This window comes from Mycobacterium colombiense, from assembly GCF_001665835.1.
In the GTDB taxonomy this organism is placed as follows: Bacteria; Actinomycetota; Actinomycetes; order Mycobacteriales; family Mycobacteriaceae; genus Mycobacterium; species Mycobacterium colombiense_A.
The window spans coordinates 39823-60232 of record NZ_LZSX01000089.1; the positions used below are offsets into that span (position 1 = coordinate 39823).

The 20410-nt window shown below is 66.4% G+C and carries 20 protein-coding genes; 10 read left to right on the forward strand and 10 right to left on the reverse strand.

The genetic code is table 11. The features are described from left to right. Position 1: 1 nt before the first annotated feature. The 5 genes from A5760_RS22090 to A5760_RS22110 all read right to left on the reverse strand — a co-directional run bounded on the left by A5760_RS22090 (position 2) and on the right by A5760_RS22110 (position 5469). On the reverse strand, positions 2-1906 hold the full coding sequence (locus A5760_RS22090) for a YhgE/Pip domain-containing protein (RefSeq protein WP_064884757.1): 1905 nt from the start codon (positions 1904-1906) through the stop codon (positions 2-4). A gap of 2 nt (positions 1907-1908) precedes the next feature. Then, the gene (locus tag A5760_RS22095; protein ID WP_064884759.1) at positions 1909-2586 is read right to left on the reverse strand and encodes a hypothetical protein; all 678 of its coding nucleotides are present in this window, start codon (positions 2584-2586) and stop codon (positions 1909-1911) included. Further along, entirely contained in the window at positions 2573-3217 is a 645-nt protein-coding gene (locus tag A5760_RS22100; protein WP_064885037.1) for a TetR/AcrR family transcriptional regulator, read from the reverse strand. Before A5760_RS22100 ends, A5760_RS22095 begins: the two co-directional genes overlap by 14 nt. A gap of 152 nt (positions 3218-3369) precedes the next feature. Then, positions 3370-4191 carry an SDR family NAD(P)-dependent oxidoreductase gene (locus tag A5760_RS22105; RefSeq protein ID WP_064885039.1) on the reverse strand — a complete coding sequence of 274 codons (822 nt, stop codon included), beginning with the start codon at positions 4189-4191 and terminating at the stop codon, positions 3370-3372. A 57-nt stretch (positions 4192-4248) separates the two neighbouring features. After that, entirely contained in the window at positions 4249-5469 is a 1221-nt protein-coding gene (locus A5760_RS22110; protein WP_064884761.1) for a cytochrome P450, read from the reverse strand. Positions 5470-5627: 158 nt separating this feature from the next. On the opposite strand from A5760_RS22110, the gene A5760_RS22115 reads away from it, so the two are divergent. Next, positions 5628-7124: an acyl-CoA carboxylase subunit beta gene (locus A5760_RS22115; RefSeq protein WP_064884763.1), complete on the forward strand. Its 1497-nt coding sequence runs from the start codon at positions 5628-5630 to the stop codon at positions 7122-7124. A gap of 16 nt (positions 7125-7140) precedes the next feature. On the opposite strand, the gene A5760_RS22120 is transcribed toward A5760_RS22115, so the two are convergent. Genes A5760_RS22120 through A5760_RS26360 form a run of 4 tightly spaced genes read right to left on the reverse strand, consistent with a single transcriptional unit; the run spans position 7141 to position 9862 of the window. Beyond that, positions 7141-8190 carry a TIGR03857 family LLM class F420-dependent oxidoreductase gene (locus tag A5760_RS22120; RefSeq protein ID WP_064884765.1) on the reverse strand — a complete coding sequence of 350 codons (1050 nt, stop codon included), beginning with the start codon at positions 8188-8190 and terminating at the stop codon, positions 7141-7143. Then, positions 8187-8567 carry a nuclear transport factor 2 family protein gene (locus A5760_RS22125; RefSeq protein WP_064884767.1) on the reverse strand — a complete coding sequence of 127 codons (381 nt, stop codon included), beginning with the start codon at positions 8565-8567 and terminating at the stop codon, positions 8187-8189. The genes A5760_RS22120 and A5760_RS22125 overlap by 4 nt, the downstream gene beginning before the upstream one ends. After that, positions 8567-9706 (reverse strand): PHB depolymerase family esterase, encoded by a 1140-nt coding sequence (locus A5760_RS22130; protein ID WP_064885041.1) that lies wholly within the window; start codon positions 9704-9706, stop codon positions 8567-8569. Before A5760_RS22130 ends, A5760_RS22125 begins: the two co-directional genes overlap by 1 nt. Positions 9707-9724: 18 nt before the next feature. Beyond that, positions 9725-9862 carry a nuclear transport factor 2 family protein gene (locus tag A5760_RS26360; RefSeq protein WP_269199204.1) on the reverse strand — a complete coding sequence of 46 codons (138 nt, stop codon included), beginning with the start codon at positions 9860-9862 and terminating at the stop codon, positions 9725-9727. Positions 9863-9947: 85 nt separating this feature from the next. Between A5760_RS26360 and A5760_RS22135 the strand changes: the two genes are divergently transcribed. The 6 genes from A5760_RS22135 to A5760_RS22160 are packed head-to-tail and all read left to right on the forward strand — an operon-like array spanning position 9948 to position 15208. Beyond that, positions 9948-10955, forward strand: coding sequence for a Rieske 2Fe-2S domain-containing protein (locus A5760_RS22135; RefSeq protein WP_064884769.1), 1008 nt, complete (start codon positions 9948-9950; stop codon positions 10953-10955). Beyond that, the gene (locus A5760_RS22140; protein ID WP_064884771.1) at positions 10952-11581 is read left to right on the forward strand and encodes a cysteine hydrolase; all 630 of its coding nucleotides are present in this window, start codon (positions 10952-10954) and stop codon (positions 11579-11581) included. The genes A5760_RS22135 and A5760_RS22140 overlap by 4 nt, the downstream gene beginning before the upstream one ends. Beyond that, positions 11578-12198, forward strand: a complete 621-nt coding sequence (locus A5760_RS22145) for a PaaI family thioesterase (RefSeq protein ID WP_064884773.1) — start codon at positions 11578-11580, stop codon at positions 12196-12198. Before A5760_RS22140 ends, A5760_RS22145 begins: the two co-directional genes overlap by 4 nt. An 8-nt stretch (positions 12199-12206) precedes the next feature. Beyond that, positions 12207-13859 carry an acyl-CoA synthetase gene (locus A5760_RS22150; protein ID WP_064884775.1) on the forward strand — a complete coding sequence of 551 codons (1653 nt, stop codon included), beginning with the start codon at positions 12207-12209 and terminating at the stop codon, positions 13857-13859. 40 nt (positions 13860-13899) lie between these two features. After that, positions 13900-14376, forward strand: a complete 477-nt coding sequence (locus tag A5760_RS22155) for an SRPBCC family protein (protein WP_064884777.1) — start codon at positions 13900-13902, stop codon at positions 14374-14376. A 7-nt stretch (positions 14377-14383) separates the two neighbouring features. Further along, positions 14384-15208, forward strand: coding sequence for an SDR family NAD(P)-dependent oxidoreductase (locus A5760_RS22160; RefSeq protein ID WP_064884779.1), 825 nt, complete (start codon positions 14384-14386; stop codon positions 15206-15208). Here the strand turns inward: A5760_RS22160 and A5760_RS22165 are convergent. Further along, positions 15177-16685 (reverse strand): coniferyl aldehyde dehydrogenase, encoded by a 1509-nt coding sequence (locus A5760_RS22165; protein WP_082279571.1) that lies wholly within the window; start codon positions 16683-16685, stop codon positions 15177-15179. The two genes, A5760_RS22160 and A5760_RS22165, sit on opposite strands and share 32 nt — an antisense overlap. Before the next feature lie 131 nt (positions 16686-16816). Here A5760_RS22165 and A5760_RS22170 point away from each other — a divergent pair, with 131 nt between their 5' ends. Genes A5760_RS22170 through A5760_RS22180 form a run of 3 tightly spaced genes read left to right on the forward strand, consistent with a single transcriptional unit; the run spans position 16817 to position 20410 of the window. After that, positions 16817-18025, forward strand: a complete 1209-nt coding sequence (locus A5760_RS22170; RefSeq protein ID WP_064884781.1) for a cytochrome P450 — start codon at positions 16817-16819, stop codon at positions 18023-18025. Between the two features lie 22 nt (positions 18026-18047). Then, on the forward strand, positions 18048-19259 hold the full coding sequence (locus A5760_RS22175) for a CaiB/BaiF CoA transferase family protein (RefSeq protein ID WP_064885045.1): 1212 nt from the start codon (positions 18048-18050) through the stop codon (positions 19257-19259). Continuing rightward, positions 19256-20410: a thiolase family protein gene (locus A5760_RS22180; RefSeq protein WP_064884783.1), complete on the forward strand. Its 1155-nt coding sequence runs from the start codon at positions 19256-19258 to the stop codon at positions 20408-20410. Before A5760_RS22175 ends, A5760_RS22180 begins: the two co-directional genes overlap by 4 nt.

The following is a 20410-nucleotide window of genomic DNA, read 5'->3' on the forward strand; positions in this document are numbered from 1 at the left end:
CCTACATCTTGATCGCGGGGATCAGCCTGCTCAGGTTCCAGAGCCGGTCCCTTCGCGCCGACAGGCAGGAGATCGCCAGTGCGACAGCCGTTATCCCAACCAGCACGATGATCGCCTGCCACAGTCGGGCGTCGATGCCGCCGAGTATCAGCTGCCGGAGTCCGTTGACGCCATAGGTCATCGGGTCGAAGCGGTGCAGGACCTGGAATGGCCGTGACGTGGTTTCCACGGGATACATGCCGCCCGCACTGACGAGCTGCAACATGAGCAGGGCCATGATCAGCACCCGGCCCACCGCTGGACCGACAAGCGCATTGATCGCCTGTGTCGCGGCTACGAACGCGGCGGAAATCAGCACCATGAACCCCAGCATCGCCGCCGGGTGCACGGCGTGCATACCGAGGGCGAACCGCACCACGCAGTAGAGAATGACGGCTTGGAATACCGCGATCACGGCGGCAGGTAGGTAGCTGGCCAGCACCACGCGGAGCGCGAGCACCTCCGCGGCGATCGCGCGAGCCTGCAAGGGCCGCAGCACCATCCACAGCACCAGGGCGCCGAAGAACAAGGCGAGCGTGACAAAGAACGGAGCCATCCCGGTGCCGAAGTTGGGCGCGGCGTTCTCGTGTGAGGCCTCGAGTTGCACCGGACCACCGATGGTGTCGGCGACCGCATCCTTTTGCTGGGTTGTCCAGTTGGGTACCTGCTTGGCCCCCTCGGCGAGTTTGGTCGCCAGTTCGGCCGATCCCGTCTTGAGTTGTCGTGCGCCGTCGTCGAGCTTGGCGATGCCGCCGGCCAATTCGGCGTTACCGGTGGCAACTTGCTGGGCTCCGTCGCGCAGTTGGGTGAGCTTGTTCGTCAGGTCCTGTCCCTTGCTGCCGACCTGGTCGAGCGCGGACCCGAGCGGGCTGCCCGGGTTACGCAACCCCGATGTCATGGCGATCGCCGCGTTCTGCGCGTCGGTGAGCTGCTGGCGGATCTGGGGCGTCAACTGGTGACCCCGGAGCTGATCTTGGACGCTCCGCAGGTTGTTTGCCAGCGGATCCTGTCGTGCGGAGAGCTGATCGATCACCGATGAAAGCGAGTTTGCGGCGGCATCCTGCGCCGCGGCGATGGCACCGATCTGGTCGTTGGCCTGCTGAAGCGCGGTTGCGCCCTGTTGCAGTTGCTGTGTGCTGCCGCCGATTTGCGACACCGCCTTGGTCACCGCGAGCAGCGGGTCGGTGGCCTGGTTGATTCCGTCTGACAGTTGCTTGGCACCGGTGGCAAGCGTTGCCGAGCCGGACCGCGCGGTGTCCAGACCGGCCACCAGCTGACCGGCGCCGTCATCGAGTTGAGCGGCCCCGTCTGCGGCCTGCTTGATACCCGATCCCGACGAAACCACTACCGACAGCATCTGATTGACGGCCTGTCCCGAGATCCGGCTGGACACGGCGTTGAGAACCTGGCCGATGGCGGTACGACCGATACTCGTGGAGATGTAGTTGTTGGCGTCGTTGTAGACGGCGATCAGGTTGGCCTTCTTGGGTTGCCCGGTCACCGGCGAAGCGATCGCCGCGCTGAAGTCCGGCGGCAACTCGACCATGAAGTAGTACTTGCCGTGGTCGACTCCGTTGCGTGCCTCCGGTAAGTCCACGACGTGCCAGTCCAGCCCGCCGTCCGCGGTCAGGCTCTTGGCGATCTCCGCGCCGGCGTTGAACTGCTGCCCGGACACGACGGCGCCACGGTCGGAGTTGACCAGCGCCACCGGCATCTTGTTGGTGTGGCCGAAGGGATCCCAGAACGCCCACAGGTACAGCGCCCCATACACCAGGGGCAGCAGCATCAGTACGACGATGGCCACGCGCGTCAATCGGCTGCGGCCGAAACGTTTGATCTCCGAGCCAAAGGCGAGTCCAGCCAGCATCGTCATTCCTCTCCGGTCAGGATGCGGTGATCGTGAAGTTCATGGTCGGGCGCGTCCGCGCCCAGCGGGTTGGTCACCCCGACGACGACGGTGCGCTGCTTCGCGATCACGCCCAGCCGGTCGGCCGCGATCGCCCGTCGGGAGTTGTCCCGAACCTGCTCGAGGTCGCCGACCACCAGGATCGGACGGTTCGAGAGCAACGCCAGCGTGATTCGCAGCAAAAACAGTTCCAGGTCTGACAATTCGACGATGTACGTGTCATGGGGCGGCGGGGTCATCTCGCCGAAAACCTCGGTCAGCTCGGCCTGGCCGGCTTGCAGTGGCACAGCTGAGTACCACGGCGCCAGCCACCGGCGTTGCTCGGCGAGCACGGTCTCCACGGTCACCGATTCCTCGAGCTCGTCGATGTCGTCGAAGGCCGCGATCGAGCAGTTCCGGCGGATCGCGCGCGGGGTTGTTTGACCGAGGACGGTCAGCGTGCCGTGGCTCGGCTTGAAACGTCCCGCGAGCGTCAGCAGCAGCGTGGTCTGCCCTGGTCCGCCAGGCATCCGAATTGCGTGAAAACCCGGTGGGAGCGCGAGATCGATATCCGAGAAGAGGGGGCCGTGCTCCCCGTCGACGCCTAAACCGCGGGCGGTGATCACCGGCGCCGCAGGCTCCGGCCCGTCATTTGTATCCATGGTGAGGCTCTCCCTGATCGGCGGAAACCGGGACCGATTCCAGCACCGCGGTGATCAGCTGCGCGAGCAGGTCGGGGTTGATGGTCCCGGGACGCAGGACCTCCTCCATCGCGATGCCGAGGTTGATCGTGACGACGAGCTGGGCGACGTCGGCCAGCTCCCGATCGGACGCCACGGAGGGGGTGGAGTTGACGATGTGCACCGCTTGGTCGGCGGCGGCGGCGCGGCGACGTTCGATGAGGCGCTCGCGCAGCTGGGGGTCGCGCTGGGCGCGCAGCCAGTATTCGACGAACAGCACGTAAAAGTCGGAATGGTCGCGAACTGAGTCGAGCCATGACCGGCTCAATTCGCGTGCGGCTGCACCGGTGTCGCCGCCGCTGCTGTCCAGCGCCGTGGCGATCTGCTTGCCGCGGAGCTCGAACTCGCGGTCGAGCAGCGCTAGGAACAGTCCGTCCTTGGATTCGAAGTTCGAGTAGACCGCGCCTTTTGTGAAGCCCGCGGACTGGCCGATCGCGTCGATGGTGGCGCCGGCGAACCCCTCGGCGGCGAAAACCTTCGACGCCGCGTCCAGGATCCGGTCACGGACCTCGCCGCGGGTGGGGCGGGTTCGGAGTGGCTTGACGGGCGACATGGTCACAGCATACTTGACAGTATCGAGTGGATACTAACGAGTATCGAAGGGATGGCAGGAGATGGCCGGCGTTGAGCTGGTTATCCGCGGCGGGACGGTGTCCGACGGAACCGACTCGGCGCCGCCGCAGTCGAATTCGCACCCGGGTTTGCCTAGGCGAGCTTGGCCATCGTGTGATCCCACAATTCACGCGCGAGGATGGGATCGCTGGCCGCCCGATTGGCTTTGGCGGCCTTGCCTTTCACGTAATATTCGCCGGCCGCCCAGTCGACACCGGGCACGCTGGTCGCCAGCCAGACCAGCTGGTCGGCGCCGTGATCGGCGGTCTTGATCATTCGGCTGACGGGTGTGCGTTGCATGGTGGTCAACAACCGCGAACCGGACGAGTGACCGATGTTGGTGTTGACGAAGCCCGGGTGGACCACCGCCACCGCGAGGCCGTCGGCGGAAAAGCGCCGGTGTAATTCCTTGGTGAACAAGATGTTTGCCAGCTTCGCCAATGCATAGGCAGTGCTGGGCCGGCGCCGGTCCGTTGCGTCGAAGTCGGCGAGCTTGACTTTGCGCAGCAGCCGCTGAGACGAACTGGAGGTATTGACGATCGTGGCCCGCGAACCGACCAGCACCTCCAGCAGCTGCGTGGTGAGCAGGAACGGCGCCAGGTAGTTGACCTGAAGGGTGATCTCGTGGCCGTCGGCCGTCCGCCGGGGCTTGGAGAACACTCCCCCGGCGTTGTTGGCCAGCACGTCGAGGCGCGGATACTCCGACCGGATCTTGTCCGCCAGGGCCCGCACCTGGGACAGGTCGGCGAAGTCGGCGACGAAGTAGTCGGCATCGAGCTCCGCGGCCACGGCCGCGGTCTTGCTCTCCGAGCGTCCCACCAGCACCAGGTTGTCGCCGCCGCGGCTGATCCGGCGGGCCGCCGCCGCGCCGATGCCGTCGCTGGCACCGGTGATGACGATCGTCCTACGCGCCATTGCCTCGACCTCCACCGGGAGTGTAGCGAGGGCCCCGATCGAAGGGGGCGGCCGCACTCAGGTCAGCGAGTAGCGCACCGGCAGGTGCTTGAGACCACCGACGAAGGTGGTGGCGATCAACTCCGGATCGCCGGTCAGCTCAATCGATTTGAGCCTCGGCAACAGCTCGCAAAAGAAACTGTTGACTTCCATGCGGGCCAGCGCAGCCCCCATGCAGAAGTGCACGCCATACCCGAAGGCCAGATGCTTGTTGGGGTCACGCCCGACGTCGAAGCGGAACGGATCGCCGAAGACCTCCTCGTCGCGGTTGGCCGAAACATAGGACAGCAGCACCGAATCCCCCGCGGCGATCGGCACCCCGCGCACGGTGGTGTCCTCGGCGGCGGTCCGCATGAACTCCTTGACCGGGGTGACCCAGCGGATCATCTCCTCGGTCGCCAGCGGCATCAGGTCGAGGTTGTCGCGCAGGCGGTCGAGCTGGTCCGGATTCTCGATGAGCGCTTGCAGGCCGCCGGAGATGGTCGCGCTGGTGGTGTCGTGACCGGCGGTGGCCACGATCAGGTAGTACGACACCGTGTCGATGTCCGAGAGCGGTTCGCCGTCGACGGTGGCGTTGGCGATCGCCGAGGCCAGGTCCTCGGTCGGGTGCTCACGGCGCGCGGCGGTCACGCCGTTGAAGTACTGGAACATGTCGAGCAGCGCGGGCAGCTGATCCTCGTTCGAATCGCCACGCCTGAATTCGCTGTCTTCGCTTCCGAACAGCTCCTGGGTGAGTTTGAGCATGCGAGGAAAGTCGGCTTCCGGGATACCCAGCAGCGACATGATCACGAACAGTGGGTAGTTCACCGCGACCTGCTGGACGAAGTCGCACTCGGGCCCGACGGCCAACATCTTGTCGACGTAGATCTTGGCCAGCTCGTCGACGCGCATCTTCAACGCGCGCATCGCCTTTGGACGGAACCAGTCCGAGCCGATCGCCCGCACCACCCGATGCTGTGGATCATCCAGATGGATCAGTGTGCGCACACCGGCGGCGGCCTGCATCTCATCGCCCGCGGTTGTGGTCAGCACCGGGCGCGGCCAGTTGGTGAACAACATGTTCTCGCGCTCGATGTCCATGATGTCGGCGTGCTTGGTGATCGCCCAGAACGGCTTGTAGTCCGGCACCTCGACCCAGGACACCGGGGCGTTGGCGCGCAGGTGCGTCAGCGCCGCATGCAACCGCTGCTCGTCGGTGTACGCCAACGGGTCTGCCAATAGCTTCGCGGCCTCGTCCATCGTCGTTGCGCTCACTGCTGAGACTCCTCGATTTGGGCCGCTCCGTCGACCTCCGGACGGGCGGCGTCAGACATGCGGGTAACTTTACAGTAAGCAATCCAGTATGTGACCCTACAAATCTGGTCGCGCGACGAATCTCCATGAGGTAGGACATAGGCATGCCGAAAGCCCAGGATTGGGGAGAAACGCTCGAGGATCTCGAGCGGCGCCGTCAGCACGCGCGGGACATGGGCGGACCGGAGCGACTCGACAAGCACCGCAACAAGGGCAAGCTCGATGCCCGCGCACGAATCGAGTACCTCCTCGACCCGGGCACGTTCCGCGAGCTCGGCACCCTGGTCGGTGGTGAGATCGCTGCCGACGGCCTGGTCGTCGGCTCCGGCTCGATCAACGGTTCACCGGTGATGCTGGGCGCCGAAGACTTCACCACCATGGCGGGCAGCATCGGGCCCGGCGGCAACTCCAAGCGATACCGAATCGCCGAACTGGCACTGCGCGACAAGATCCCGCTGGTGATGCTGCTCGAAGGCGCAGGCTTTCGTCCCGGCGGCGGGCACTACGGCCGCACCCCCACCGACCTACTGGCCCAGGCGCAGTGCTCGGGCCGCGTCCCGACCGTCGGTGCCGTATTCGGGCCGTCGGCCGGACACGGCGCGCTGGTGGCCCCGGTCTGCGACTTCCGGATCATGAGCAGGCAGGGCGCGATCTTCACTGCCGGGCCGCCCGTAGTCAAAGAGTCCACCGGAGAAGACATTTCGAAGGAGGACCTTGGTGGGCCGGATGTCGCTTTGCCCAGCGGGGTGATCCACAATGTCGCCGAGGACGATGAGTCCGTCCTCGACGAGGTCCGGCGCTACCTGTCCTATTTTCCGCCGAGCGCGTGGTCGTACCCGGCATCGTTGCCGCAGGACGAGGACAGCGAGCCACGTGCGACGCCGGAGCTGCTCGACATAGTGTCCCGCGACAATCGCCGCGTTTACGACATGCGCGCCGTGCTCGACGTGATCTTCGACCGGCCCGACTGGTTCGAAGTCCAGCCGCAGTACGGCAAGGCGATCATTTGCGCGCTGGCCCATCTCGGTGGTCACCCGGTCGCGGTGGTGGCCAACCAGCCCCAGGTGCTCGCCGGCTCCATCGACGCCGCGGCCGCGGACAAGGCGGCGCACTTCATCATGGTGGCCGACTCTTTCCACCTGCCCCTCGTCTTCCTAGCCGACAATCCCGGCATGCTGCCCGGCAGCCGGTCCGAGCGCAGCGGTGTGTTGCGCGCCGGCGCACGTATGTTCGCCGCCCAAACCACGGCCACCACGGTGAAGCTGCACGTGACGCTGCGCAAGGCGTACGGGTTCGGCTCCATGGTCATGTCCCTGCTGGGTTTCGACAGCCAGTCCGCGACCTTCGCCTTCCCCGGCGCGACGATGGGTGCCATGAGCGCGGCCGCGCTGGGCCGGGCGACGCACGCCGGCGAGGACGTCACCGCAAAGTTGCGTGAGGCCGAGTTGCAGGCGTCCTTTCGGTCTGCCGAGCACATGGGGTTCGACGAACTCATCGATCCCCGTGAGACGCGCGATGTCCTGCTCGCCTCGCTGAAGCGTGGCCTGTCCAGCAGGCAGGCCGCCGCCCAGCCGGTGAGCCGGACCGTCATCATGCCGTGAGTGGCGCGCCGGGCGGCTAAAGCCGATCCGTCGCGCGGTAGGCCGCGACGACCGGCTCGAGCTCGTCGGGTGTGGCGCCGTGCATGATGAGCGCGTCGGCCCCGTAGTCGAATTCCTTGCGGATCCGATCCACGCACTGCTGCGCCGACCCGGTGGCCGAGGGCTCCAGCCATTCGTCGGGAATCAGCGTCGCGATGTGCTCGATCTGCTCGGCCGTGCCCTTGTGATCGATCCCGCCCGCGATCGAGGTGACCACCGGATCCTCGCGGAACCGTTGCAGCACAGCGGGATCCCAGTTGTTGGTGCTGACCAGCAGGTCGCCGTAACCCTGCAGGTAGGTGGCCAGACGCGCCACGGTCTTCTTCAGCCGCAGTTCTTCGGGTAGGTGGTCGCCGACGGTGGCGAAGCACGACCAGACCCGCACGCTGTCCGGGTCGCGGCCGGCCTTCTCCGCCGCCGACTTCACGGTGTTGACGCTGCGCTGCAAGGTCTCCGGCGTGAAATAGGTGTGCAGGATGACGTCGTCGAACACGCGTCCGCCGAGTGCGAGCGTGTTGGGCCCGAAGGCCACCAGCGCCAGCCGAATGTCCTCGTCGAAGTCGGGATCGAGGAACAGGATGGGGTACTTGCCCATCGGGCCGTCGTGGTTGAAGATCAGCTCGCCGCGCCACAGCCGGCGCATCACCTGGGCCCAGTCCTCCATCTGCGCCGTCGTCACCGCCGGGATGCCGAAGGCCCCGTAGATCGCGGCGATGCCGCGGCCGACGCCCAAAGTGAACCGGCCGCCCGACAGGCGATGCATCGTGGTCGCCCACGACCCGGTGATCAGGGGATGGCGGGTGTTGTGATTAGTTGCGGCGGTAGCGATTTGCATCCGGTTGGTCACCGCGCATGCCGCCCCGACCAGAGACGACGCCTCCTTGACGTTCCACCGCTCGGAGATGAAGCCGGTGCCGAAGCCGAGTTCCTCGCCGCGGCGGGCCTCGTCCATCAATGCTGCCGGGCCCTCACCGCCGGCCCCGGCCAGCAGGTAGAAACCCAATTCATCAAGCGTTCGGTCACTCACTTCCAAACCCCTTGCTGGTAGCCGCAGTTCCAAACCTCGGTTATCTTGCCATCTACGACGCGGAACACCTCGATGCTGGCGATGTTGGTCTCGGTGCCGTCCTTGGTGACGATCGTCGAGTCGTAGACGATCGCCACGTGCTCGCCGTCGTCGCCCTCGATGACGATGTTGAGGTCGAAGTGCAACGAGTCGGCCAGCTCCCACATGTCCACCACCCGCTGCACGGCTTCGGCGTGGGTCAGCGTCCGCACCCCACCGACCTCGTGCCGAATCACGTTGTCGGCCAACAGTTCGTCGGCCAGGTCGATGTTGCATTCGTTCCACACGACGAGGTTGTAGAGCTCGACCACCGTTCGCGCGGTCCACGTGGGTGCCATCAGTCGGGCACCACGGCTTTTTGCGCGGCCACGTCGCGCAGGAATCGGTCGGTGATCCGCTGCACCCGCCGCGAGAAGATGTGCCCGACGTGGCTGCCGTCGTACCAGTACAGTTGGCCGCCCCAGCGTTCCTGCAACGCATCGGCCGGCTCGCGCATCGCCATCCGGTCGTGCCACGCCCCGACGATCAGCCGGCGATCCGGCGGCGGAGACGGGGTGACCGCCAGTGGATCGATCACCGAAGTCAGCTGGGTCGCCACGGGCGATTCCAGCAACTCGCGGAATCCCTCGCGCGACGATCCCCATCGCTGCAGGTGGCGCGCGATCATCGCGTTGAGCCCCAGGATCGGCGTGTAAAGGGCGACGGCGTCGACCTGCTTCTCCAGGTGGGAAACCAGCGCGGCCACCGGGCTGCCCATCGAAATCCCTGCCACCACAACGGCGCTGGCTTGCGGCTGCACCCAGCGCACGATCGCGCGTACCTCGGAGACCACGCGCATCATGCCCGCCACGTTGCCCAGCGGATCCAGGTCGGGATAGACCGGCCATTGGCCCCGCCGGCACCCGTGGCCGGGCTGCACGGGCAGTGCAACGTTGAAGCCCAACTTGTGATGGATGTGTCCGATCCGGGACAACAACAGGTCCTCGGTGCCACCCTGGCCGGCGCCGTGCACCCAGACCAGCCACGGCCTGGGCTCATCGCGGTGCCGGCACAGATGCACCACCGCCCGTGCCGGGCCGCCCAGGCCATCGGCCTCCAGCGTGGCCGGCAATGCCGGGTCGTGCTCGAAGGCCATCCGTTCATACGCCAGACCCGGGATACTGCGCTTGCGTATCGAGCTGGCCCGCAACGGCTTCGGGTCGGCGTGCGCCCGGTCGATACCCAGCGAGGAGAGCTCCTCGGCGGCCGCGGTGCACGCGTCCAGTGGCCGCAACGGGGCGGGGCTTCCGCCCAGCAGCGAAAAGGCGCTCAGTACCAGTTCGTCGAGCATCGCCTCGCCGAACTGGCGTGCACCGCGTGGCGATAGCGGGACCCAGCCGGTCGACTCCTGCAGGCCGGCCACCGTGCGCGGCGCCAGCATTCCCAATTCACGGACCACATCCCTGGCCAGGCCCAGCCCGCTCAGCGCCGTCGCCATCTCGCCCACCTTCGCCAGCTATGCCAGTTTGAAACCGGTGTATCCGCCGGGGGCGAAAACGTCACGCCACGCCCCGACGTCTTTGGTGTCCAGGAAACGGCAGTAGCGCGCCTTCAGCTGCCGGATGGCTTCCAGCTCGTCAGCCGCCTCAGTCATCGCACTCCCTTGCCGCTTACGGACCTGACTGCTGAAATCTATACTGTAACGGACTTAGTATCTATCAGGAATCGAGAGGCTTCGTGTGAAAGTCCCATTCACCTGGAAAGTCACCGGCTGGTTCATGGTCGGCTGGTCTCCGGAGTTTCCCGTCGGCGAGGTCCGGCCGCTGCACTATTTCGGCGAGGATCTGGTGGCCTACCGGGACGAGCAGGGTGAGCTGCACGTCTTGGAAGCACATTGCAAACACCTGGGCGCGCACATCGGTCACGGCGGCAAGGTGGTCGGCGACTGCGTCCAGTGCCCCTTCCACGGCTGGCGCTGGGGTCCGGACGGCACCAACCGATACATCCCCTACCAGCCGGACCGGCCCAACCGCGGGTTACGTCTCAAGGTGTTTCCGGTGCAGGAGCAGTACGACTGCGTCTTCGTCTGGCACCACCCGGACGGAAAAGAGCCGCAGTGGGAGATGCCGGACATCTTCGGAAAGTTCCCCCAGTTCGAGACGGACCCGGCGGCCTACTACCGGGCGTACCCGGAGTTCTCCCGGCGCGCGGAGCGCGAACCGGTGCATCCGCAGATCGTCGCCGAGAATGCCCCCGACAGCGCACATTTCGAGTACGTGCACCACGCCACCGTCACGCCCAGGGTGCTGGACTGGAAGATCGTCGACCAGGAATGGCAGTTCATCGCGGGCTGGCCGGACGCGAGCAGCGACAACCCCGAGGACCTCGCGCTGCGGTTCCACAGCCACCTGTTCGGCCTCGGCGGAGCGATCAGCGTCTTCGAGGGCGCACAGAACCATCGGCTGATCTTCACCTGCACACCGGTCGACGACGAATGCTCGGACCTGTTCTACTCGATCTGGTGGCCGCGGCTCCCCGGCGATACCGCGGACGTCCCGGAAGGCAAACTGCGGGACGTCATCGAGAAACAATTCCTGTCCACCGTGTTCGACGATCTGCAGATCTGGCGCTACCAGAAGTACGTGGAACACCCCGCGTTGTCGAAAGTCGACGCGAAAGGCTATATGGCGCTGCGGAAGTGGGCGACACAGTTCTATGACGTCACCCCGGTGGGCGCCCCCGCATGACGGACCGACTGGCCGGGCTGGCCGCACCCGAGCACACCGCGATCGTCACCCAGGAGTGCCAGGGCGCGGTGATGGGTCCCGACGCGGGACTGGCGATGCTCGCCGAGGAGGCGCGCCGCGAGGCGCTGCCCAACATCGCGCGGCTACTACCCGCAGCCCGCGCGGCCGGGGTGCGGGTCGTGCACTGCCTGGTGCAGCGGCGGCCCGACGGGCTCGGCTCCAACCACAACGCGAAGATCTTCGCGATGGGCGGCGGCAACAAGGTGGACATCACACCCGGCACGCCGGGTGCGGAGCTGCTGCCCGAATTAGGGCCGGAGCCTTCGGATTTGGTGCTGCGCCGGTGGCACGGCGTGGGCCCGATGGGCGGCACGGACCTGGACGCGGTGCTGCGTAATCTCGGGGCGTCGACCATTGTCGTGGTGGGTGTTTCGCTGAACATCGCGATTCCCAACCTCGTCATGGATGCCGTCAACGCCGCCTACCGGGTGGTCCTGCCCCGCGACGCGGTGGCCGGCGTGCCCGCCGACTATGGTGCAGCGATGATCGCCAACACCCTGTCGCTGCTGGCCACGATCACCAGCACCGACGATCTGCTCCGGGCCTGGGACGAAGGACCGCGATGACCGAAACTGCGCCGGAAGTTCGAGGCGGATTCCCCGACGTCAGACCCGTCGAGGACGCACCCGAGGAACTGGGCCCGTTCGTCGCCGCGCTGCGCCGCCTGCAGGACCTGACCGTGTCCACCAAGCCCGACCCCGCGCTGTGGGCCGCCGCGACCACGCACCTGGAGAACGCCTGCGCGCTGCTGGACGGCCACCAGGTCCCCGAGACCCAGGCGGTGGCCGGCCGGGTGCTGAACCTGCCGGGTTTGGCCCATCCGCTGATACCGCCCTGGATGGTGACGGAGTCCGGTCCCGACGGCGTGCGGATGGCCGGTCATTTCAGCACCGCCCACATCGGTGGGAACCGGGCCGTGCACGGCGGCATGATCCCGCTGTTCTACGACTGGCTGTTCGGCATGGTCGTGACGACCGCGGACATCCGGCCGACGCGCACTGCCTACCTGCACGTCGACTTCCGCAGCATCACCCCCATTGACCAGCCACTGACCGCTCACGGCCGCATCACCAGCGTCGACGGAAGGAAGGTTTTCATTGACGCTACTATGATAGCCGCCGATGGAACCTTGCTCAGCGAAGCCAACGGCCTGATGGTTCGTTTGTTACCCCACCAGCCGTGAGAGGCACGATGTCCGACACCACAACAACATTCACGGTTCCGGCCGTCGCGAAGGCCGTCGCCGCCGCGATCCCCGATCGGGAGCTGATCATCCAGGGGGACCGGCGCTACACCTACCGGCAGGTGATCGAGCGCTCCAACCGGCTGGCCGCGTATCTGCACGCGCAGGGATTGGGTTGCCACACCGAGCGCTCGGCGCTGGGCGGCCACGAGGTGGGCCAAGACCTGCTGGGCCTTTACGCCTACAACGGGAACGAATTCGTCGAGGCGTTGCTGGGCAGCTTCGGGGCACGGGTCGCCCCATTCAACGTCAACTTCCGCTACGTGAAGAGCGAGCTGCAATACCTGCTGGCGGATTCCGGGGCGACCGCGCTGCTCTACCACGCCGCGTTCGCGCCGCGGGTGGCCGAGGTCCTGCCGGATCTGCCACAGCTGCGCGTGCTCATCCAGATCGCCGACGACTCGGGCAACGACTTGCTCGAGGGCGCAGTCGATTACGAGGCCGCCCTGGCCTCGGTGTCCCCGGAGCCGCCGCCGGTTCAGCACTCCGCCGACGACCTGTACGTGCTGTACACCGGTGGCACGACGGGCATGCCGAAGGGCGTGTTGTGGCGCCAGCACGACATTTTCATGACGTCGTTCGGTGGCCGGAATATGATGACAGGCGAGCCGTCGAGCTCCCTCGAGGAGATCGTCGAACGCGCCGCGTCGGGCCCGGGCACCAAGTTGATGATTCTGCCCCCGCTGATCCACGGCGCCGCCCAGTGGAGTGTGATGACCGCAATCACGACGGGGCAGTCCGTCGTCTTTCCGACGGTGGTCGATCACCTGGACGCCGACGACGTGGTGCGCACCATCGAGCGGGAAAAGGTCATGGTCGTCACCGTCGTGGGCGATGCGATGGCGCGCCCTCTGGTCGCCGCGATCGAGAAGGGGATCGCCGACGTATCGTCGCTGGCGGTCGTCGCCAACGGCGGAGCGCTGCTGACCCCGTACGTCAAGCAGCGATTGATCGAAACGCTGCCGAACGCGGTTGTCGTTGATGGCGTCGGCTCGTCCGAGACCGGGGCGCAGATGCACCACATGTCGACATCGGGAGCGGTGGCAACCGGCACGTTCAACGCCGGGCCGGACACCTTCGTGGCCGCCGAGGACCTGGCGGCAATCCTGGAACCGGGCCACGACGGGATGGGCTGGCTGGCGCAGCGAGGCTACGTTCCGCTCGGTTACAAGGGCGATGCGGCCAAGACGGCCAAGACATTTCCGGTGATCGACGGCGTCCGGTACGCCGTCCCCGGTGACCGCGCGCGCCACGGCAACGACGGCTCCATCGAATTGCTGGGCCGGGATTCGGTGACCATCAACTCCGGGGGCGAGAAGATCTTCGTCGAAGAGGTCGAGACGGCCATCGCGTCGCATCCCGCGGTGGCCGACGTGGTGGTGGCCGGTCGGCCGAGCGAGCGGTGGGGCCAGGAGGTCATCGCCGTGGTGGCGCTCGCACCGGGAGCCAGCGCCGAATCCGAAGAACTGGTGGCGCACGCAGCGCAGACGCTGGCGCGTTACAAACTCCCCAAAGCCATCGTGTTCCGTTCGGTCATCGAGCGCAGCCCGTCGGGTAAGGCCGACTACCGGTGGGCGCGCGAGCAGGCGGTGAGTGGCTGACCGGTGATCCCGGCGGCCCCCCGCGGGAAGGCGGTAGACCATGTCGTTGCTGCAAAAGGACGAGACGCTGATGGCATCGACCGAGGTGCGTGCCGGTGCGGATCAGGTCTATGCCGTCATCTCCGACGTCACCCGCATTCCGGAGTGGAGCCCGGAGACGACGCGCGCAGAGTGGTTGGCGCCGAATCGCTTTCAGGCCTGGAACCGCCGGCGGCTGGGCCGGTGGCGCACCGTCGCCAACGTTGTCGAAGCCGAACCGGGGCACAGGTTCTCCTTCGTCGTTCAGGCGATGGGTGGCGACTGGACGCAATGGACGTACCTCATCGAGCCCGGTCCCACCGCCGGCACGACGCGGCTCACCGAAATGGTCCGGATGTGCGTGCCGCTGCCGTTCGGCGCGGTGGCCTTCGAGCATCTGTTCTTGTTCGTCCGGGATCGTCGCGGGGATCTGCAGAAGAACCTCGACGTCTCGGTGGATCGGATCCGCAGCATTGTCGAGGCAGGAGTGGACGCGTGAGAAACTCATGAAGTACCAAGGTCGTGTCGCTGTGGTCACGGGTGCCGGCTCCGGCATCGGCCGCGCCCTGACCCAGGCGCTTACCCGGGATGGTGCGCACGTCGCCGCATCCGACATCAACCCGGACGGACTGGCCGAAACCCAGGCCGCGTGTCTGCCCGGGCAGGTCACGCCGTACCGGGTCGACGTCGCCGACCGTGATGCGGTGCTACGTTTCGCCGACGAGGTGCGCGAGCAGCACGGGCCCGCCTCGTTGGTGTTCAACAACGCCGGGGTCGACCTGTTCGCCGGTGTGGCGGAGATGTCCTGGAAGGACTTCGACTGGCTGATGGAAATCAACGTCGGCGGCGTCGTCAACGGGACCAAAGCCTTTCTGCCACAACTCATCGAAGCGGGTACGACGCGACGTCCCGCCCGGTTGATCAACCTGTCCAGCGCCTTCGGGCTGATCGCGGTTCCGTACCAAGGCGCCTACAGCATGTCCAAGTTCGCGGTGCGCGGCCTCACCGAGGCGCTGCGTCAGGAGATGATCATGGAGAGCCGTCCGGTGACCGTGCACTGCGTGCACCCCGGGGTGGTGCGCACCAACTTCGGGGCCAACATGCGCACGGCGGACACCGAGGATCCCGAGATGGCGACCAAGATGTTCGATCGCGCGGCCCTGACCTCCGCCACCAAGGCCGCCCGGCTGATCCTGCGCGGGGCCGACAAGAACCGCGCCCGCATCCTTATCGGAGCCGACGGCCGCGTGATGGCGGCGATGCCGCGCCTCCTCGGCGCGGGCTACGCGGGCCTGTTGGCTAGGGCCGGGAAACTGACCGACTCGCGCTGAGCCGACGGCGGTTGCGGGCCTTCGTTATTCGCATCATCACGTCGGCGCCCAGCCGCAACGAGCGGCCGAACGGCGGCGCCGCGTTCCCCGTGATGCTGAAAGGCAGATCGTTGCCCACCACGGTGCGGTAATGACTGAACGAGTCGAAACCGGCCTTGCCATGGTAGGCGCCCATCCCGCTGCGGCCCACTCCCCCGAACGGCGCCGCCGACGGGATCATCTGTGCCGCAAAGTCGTTACGGGCGACGCCGCCGCTGCGGGTGCTGCGGACGAAGGCGCGGAAGTCGGCGTCGTCGGGTCCATACCAGTACGCCACCAGTGGCGTCGGTCGGTCGTTGATGTAGTCGATGGCCTCCGTCAGGCCCGAGTACGCCTTCACCACGAGGACCGGGCCGAAGATCTCCTCCCTTGCAATCTTCATGCGCTCGTCGACGTCCCGAACTATGGTGGGTGCGATCTTGCGCGAGGCACGGTCCGGTAGCGACTCCCCCACCGGCGCAACGGTTTCCACACTTGCACCTTTGTGGCGGGCGTCCTCGATCAGCCCGATGACCCGGTCGAAATTCGCATCATTGACACTCGAGCAGTAGTCCTTGTTCGACACGATGCTTCCGAACATCTCGCGCAGGGCATTCCGGGCGACGTCCACGAAGGCGTCCAGCCGCCCCTCGGGCACGAACACATAATCGGGGCACACGCAGACCTGGCCCCCGTTGACCATGCGGGCCTGCGCGATCCGTGTCGCCGCCCGGCGGATGTCGGCGCCCGGCGCGACGACGACGGGATTCTTGCCGCCGAGCTCCAACGTCACCGGAACCAGATTTTGCGCCGCCGACCGCTGGACCAGGGCCCCGACCGACGGTGAGCCGGTGAAGAAGAGGTGGTCGAAGGGCAAGGCGGCGAAGGCGGCCGCCACGTCGGGACCGCCGGTGACGACGTGCAGTTCGTCCGAGTCGAAGTACTCAGGCGCCAGCGATGCCATCAGGTCAGCGGTGTGCGAGGTGACCTCCGACATTTTGATCATCACCCGGTTGCCGGCCGCGAACGCGGTGGCGGCGGGCAGGACAACGAGATTGAGCGGAAAGTTCCACGGACCGATGATCCCGATCACCCCGAGTGGCGAGGGCTGGACCTCGGCCCGCAGGCCGAACAGCCGCGCCGTGCGCATCAGCTTGGTTGGCCGCATCCACTGAGCGGCATGGGATCTGGTGTGCTCGATGACCGAGAACATCCCGATGACCTCGGTGAACAGGGTTGCCGCCTTGGAGCGCGTGCCGAAGTCGGCGGCCATGGCGTCCACGAACGCGCCGGTGTTGTCGAGAACCAGAGCCATCAACCGGTCGATGCGGTTGCGCCGCGCCGCCAGGCTGGGCGGCCCCTCAGCCGCGAAGGCACGCCGCTGCCGCTGCAGGACCGCGTCCAGCTCAGCGGCCCACTGTTCGGCAGTGCCGTGAGCGTGTTCGTCAAGTGTGCTCATGACTCACCTTCGGTGTCCGGACCGGCGAGCGGCCTCGCATGGTCATGCCCATATTGCCTACTGTAATAATTACAGTACGATCTTACGAAGTAAGTGTTCGATCGTGCTGAGATCAAGATGCTGGAGATCAGGTGACGACCAACGTGCACACCGCCGCCGGTGCCGGCGACGAGACCGTCAGCCTGCGTGACCCCTACCCGTTCTTTGCCCGCAAGCGGCGGGAGGCCGGCGTGTTCGCCGGCACGGTGATGGACTACTCCAAGACGCCGGAGTCCCTGATGCCCAAGCAGGAATATTCGGCGATGTCGTTCGACGCGGTCAACACGGTGTTCCGGGACGGCCGGGTGTTCAGTTCCAAGCCGTACGACAAGACCATCGGCCTGTTCATGGGGCCGACGATTCTGGCGATGGAGGGCAAGAAGCACCGCGAACACCGCAACCTGGTCTCGGCGGCGTTCAAGTCCAAGGCGCTGGCACGCTGGGACCCCACCATCGTGCGGCCGATCTGCAACGCCCTGATCGACGAGTTCATCGAGACCGGTCGCGCCGACCTGATCCGGAACTTCACCTTCGAATTCCCCACCCGCGTCATCGCCGAGCTGCTGGGACTGCCGGCCGACGACCTGCCGATGTTCCGCAAGCGCGCCGTCCAGTTGATCAGCTACCACATCAACTACGAAGGCGCCTTCGAGGCGTCGGCCGCGCTCAAGGACTACTTCCTCGAACAGATCGAACAGCGCAAGTCCAAGCCCACCGAGGACATCATCGGTGACCTGGTCACCGCGGAGATCGACGGCGAAAAGCTCACCGACGAAGCCATTTACTCGTTCCTGCGGCTGCTGCTGCCCGCCGGCCTGGAAACCACCTACCGCTCGTCGGGAAACCTGCTGTACCTGTTGCTGACGCACCCGGAGCAGTTCGCCGCGCTGCAAGCCGACCGCGAGTTGCTGGCGCCGGCCATCGAGGAAGGGCTGCGCTACGAGACGCCGCTGACCGTCGTGCAACGCTTCACCACCGAAGACACCGAGGTGGAAGGCGTGAAGATTCCGGCTCGTTCGGTGATCGGAGTGTGCATCGGTTCGGCCAACCGCGACGAACGGCGCTGGGAACGCTCCGAAGAGTTCGACATCTTCCGCAAGCACGTGCCCCACATCTCCTTCGCCGCCGGTGAGCACACCTGCCTGGGTTTGCATCTGGCGCGGCTGGAAACGCGCGTCGCGATGGAATGCCTGCTGGACCGGCTGACCAACGTCACCTTGCTGACCGACGACGACCCGCACATCCACGGTCAACCGTTCCGGTCACCGAATGCGCTTCCGGTGACGTTCGACGCGAAGTAGGGTCGGCGAAATGGTCAAAGTCATGACGGGCTTTCGGGTCCTGGAGCTTGCGCAGTTCACCTTCGTGCCCGCGGCGGGAGCCATCCTGGCCGACTGGGGAGCCGACGTCATCAAAGTCGAACACCCGGCGCGCGGCGACACCCAGCGCGGCTTCCTGAATATGGGTGGCATTCAAGTCGATCCGGAACGGCACCCGCTGATGGAGCATCCCAACCGCGGCAAGCGCAGCGTCGGGATCGACGTGTCCACACCGGGCGGTCAGGAAGTGATCTACGAGCTGGCCAAGACCGCGGATGTGTTCCTCACCAACTACATGCCGGCGCAGCGCCAGAAGCACAAGTTCGACGTGGAGCACATTCGCGCGGTGAACCCGAACATCGTGTACGCCCGCGGCTCGGCCTACGGCGACAAGGGGGCGGAACGCGACACCGGCGGCTATGACGGCACGGCGTTCTGGACGCGCAGCGGCATCGGGTGCGCCCTGACCCCCGAGGAGCTGGGCGGCGCACTGGGACAAGGCATTCCCGCATTCGGCGATTCGATCGGCGGCATGTTCATCGCCGGCGGCATCTCGGCCGCGCTGCTGCATCGCGAGCGCACCGGCGAAGCCGTCGAGCTCGACGTGTCGCTGCTGAGCACGGCCTGGTGGGCCGCGGGCGCCAGCGTGACGCAGGGCATGGAGACCGGCGAGGTCATGCGCACGCCCATGCCGGGCTCCGGCGCCTCGGTGAATCCCTTCATGGGCAACTACGAAACCTCCGACGGCGGCACCATCAACCTGTGCATCATCAGCCCGACCGGGCTGATCCGCGACACGTTCGAACACCTGGGCATTCCCGAGGCGGCCGACGATCCCCGCTTTTCCGACGTGCTCCCGCTGATCCAGAACGCCGACGCCGCCGCGGAACTGATCTCAAAGGCCTTTGCCACCAAGCCCTTTGATTATTGGCGACAGCACCTCAAAACCATGAAGGGTCAGTGGGCGCCATTCCAGAGCCTCATCGACCTGGTCGACGACGAGCAGGCGATCGCCAACGACATGATCGCCGAGGTCGAGCTCGCCGGTGGTGGCAAGCCGTTCCGCGTGGTCCGCGGCCCCGTCCAGTTCAACCACGAGCCGTTGACGACGACGCGGGCGCCGCAGGCCAGCGAGCACACCGAGCTGGTCCTGATGGAGCTCGGCATGGACTGGGACCGGATCGAGGAACTCAAGAATGCGGGAGCCATTGCGTGACCTCCAATAACGATGTCGCCATAATCGGCGTGGGTTTACACCCATTCGGGCGCTTCGAGGGCAAGTCGGCGATGCAGATGGGCGTCGACGCCATTCTCGCCGCGGTCGCCGACGCCGGTATCGCTTGGCGGGACGTCCAGTTCGCCTCCGGCGGGAGCTGGACGGTTGCCAACCCGGACGCGATCGTCGGCATGGTCGGCCTGACCGGCATCCCGTTCACCAACGTGTTCAACGCATGCGCGACCGCCGCCAGCGCCGCCAAGGCGTGCGCCGACGGCATCCGGCTGGGCGACTACGACATCGGGATCGCCGTCGGCCTGGACAAGCATCCGCGCGGTGCATTCACGGAGGACCCCGCGCTGGTCGGAATGCCGCGCTGGTACGCCGAGAACGGGCAGTATCTGACGACCCAGTTCTTCGGCATGAAAGCCAACCGCTACCTGCACGAGCACGGCATCTCCCAGCAGACCCTGGCCAAGGTCGCCGCGAAGAACTTCCGCAACGGGGCCATCAACCCCAACGCATTTCGCCGCAAGCCGATCTCCGAAGAAGACATCCTGAACTCGGCGATGCTGAATTATCCGCTGACCCAATACATGTTCTGCGCGCCCGACGAGGGCGCCGCCGCCGTGGTCATGTGCCGAGCGGACATCGCGCACCGCTATACCTCCAAGCCCGTCTATCTGCGGGCGGTGGAGGTGCGCACCCGCCGCTACGGGGCCTACGAGGTCAACACCACCTGCGCGCCGGTCGAAGAAGACATGGCCCCAACGGTTTACGCCGCCCGGACCGCGTTCGAGAAGGCCGGCATCGCGCCCGACGATGTCGACGTGATCCAGTTGCAGGACACCGACGCCGGCGCCGAGGTCATCCACATGGCCGAATGCGGGTTCTGCGCGCACGGCGATCAGGAAAAGCTCTTGGCCGATGGAGCCACCGAGATCAACGGCGCGATGCCGGTCAACACCGACGGCGGGCTGATCGCCAACGGGGAGCCGATCGGCGCCTCCGGCCTGCGGCAGATCCACGAGATCGTGCGCCAACTCCGCGGTGAGGCGGGCGAGCGGCAGGTGCCCGGCAACCCGAAGGTGGGATTCACCCAGCTGTACGGCGCACCGGGCACCGCCGCGGCGACCATCCTCACGACCTGA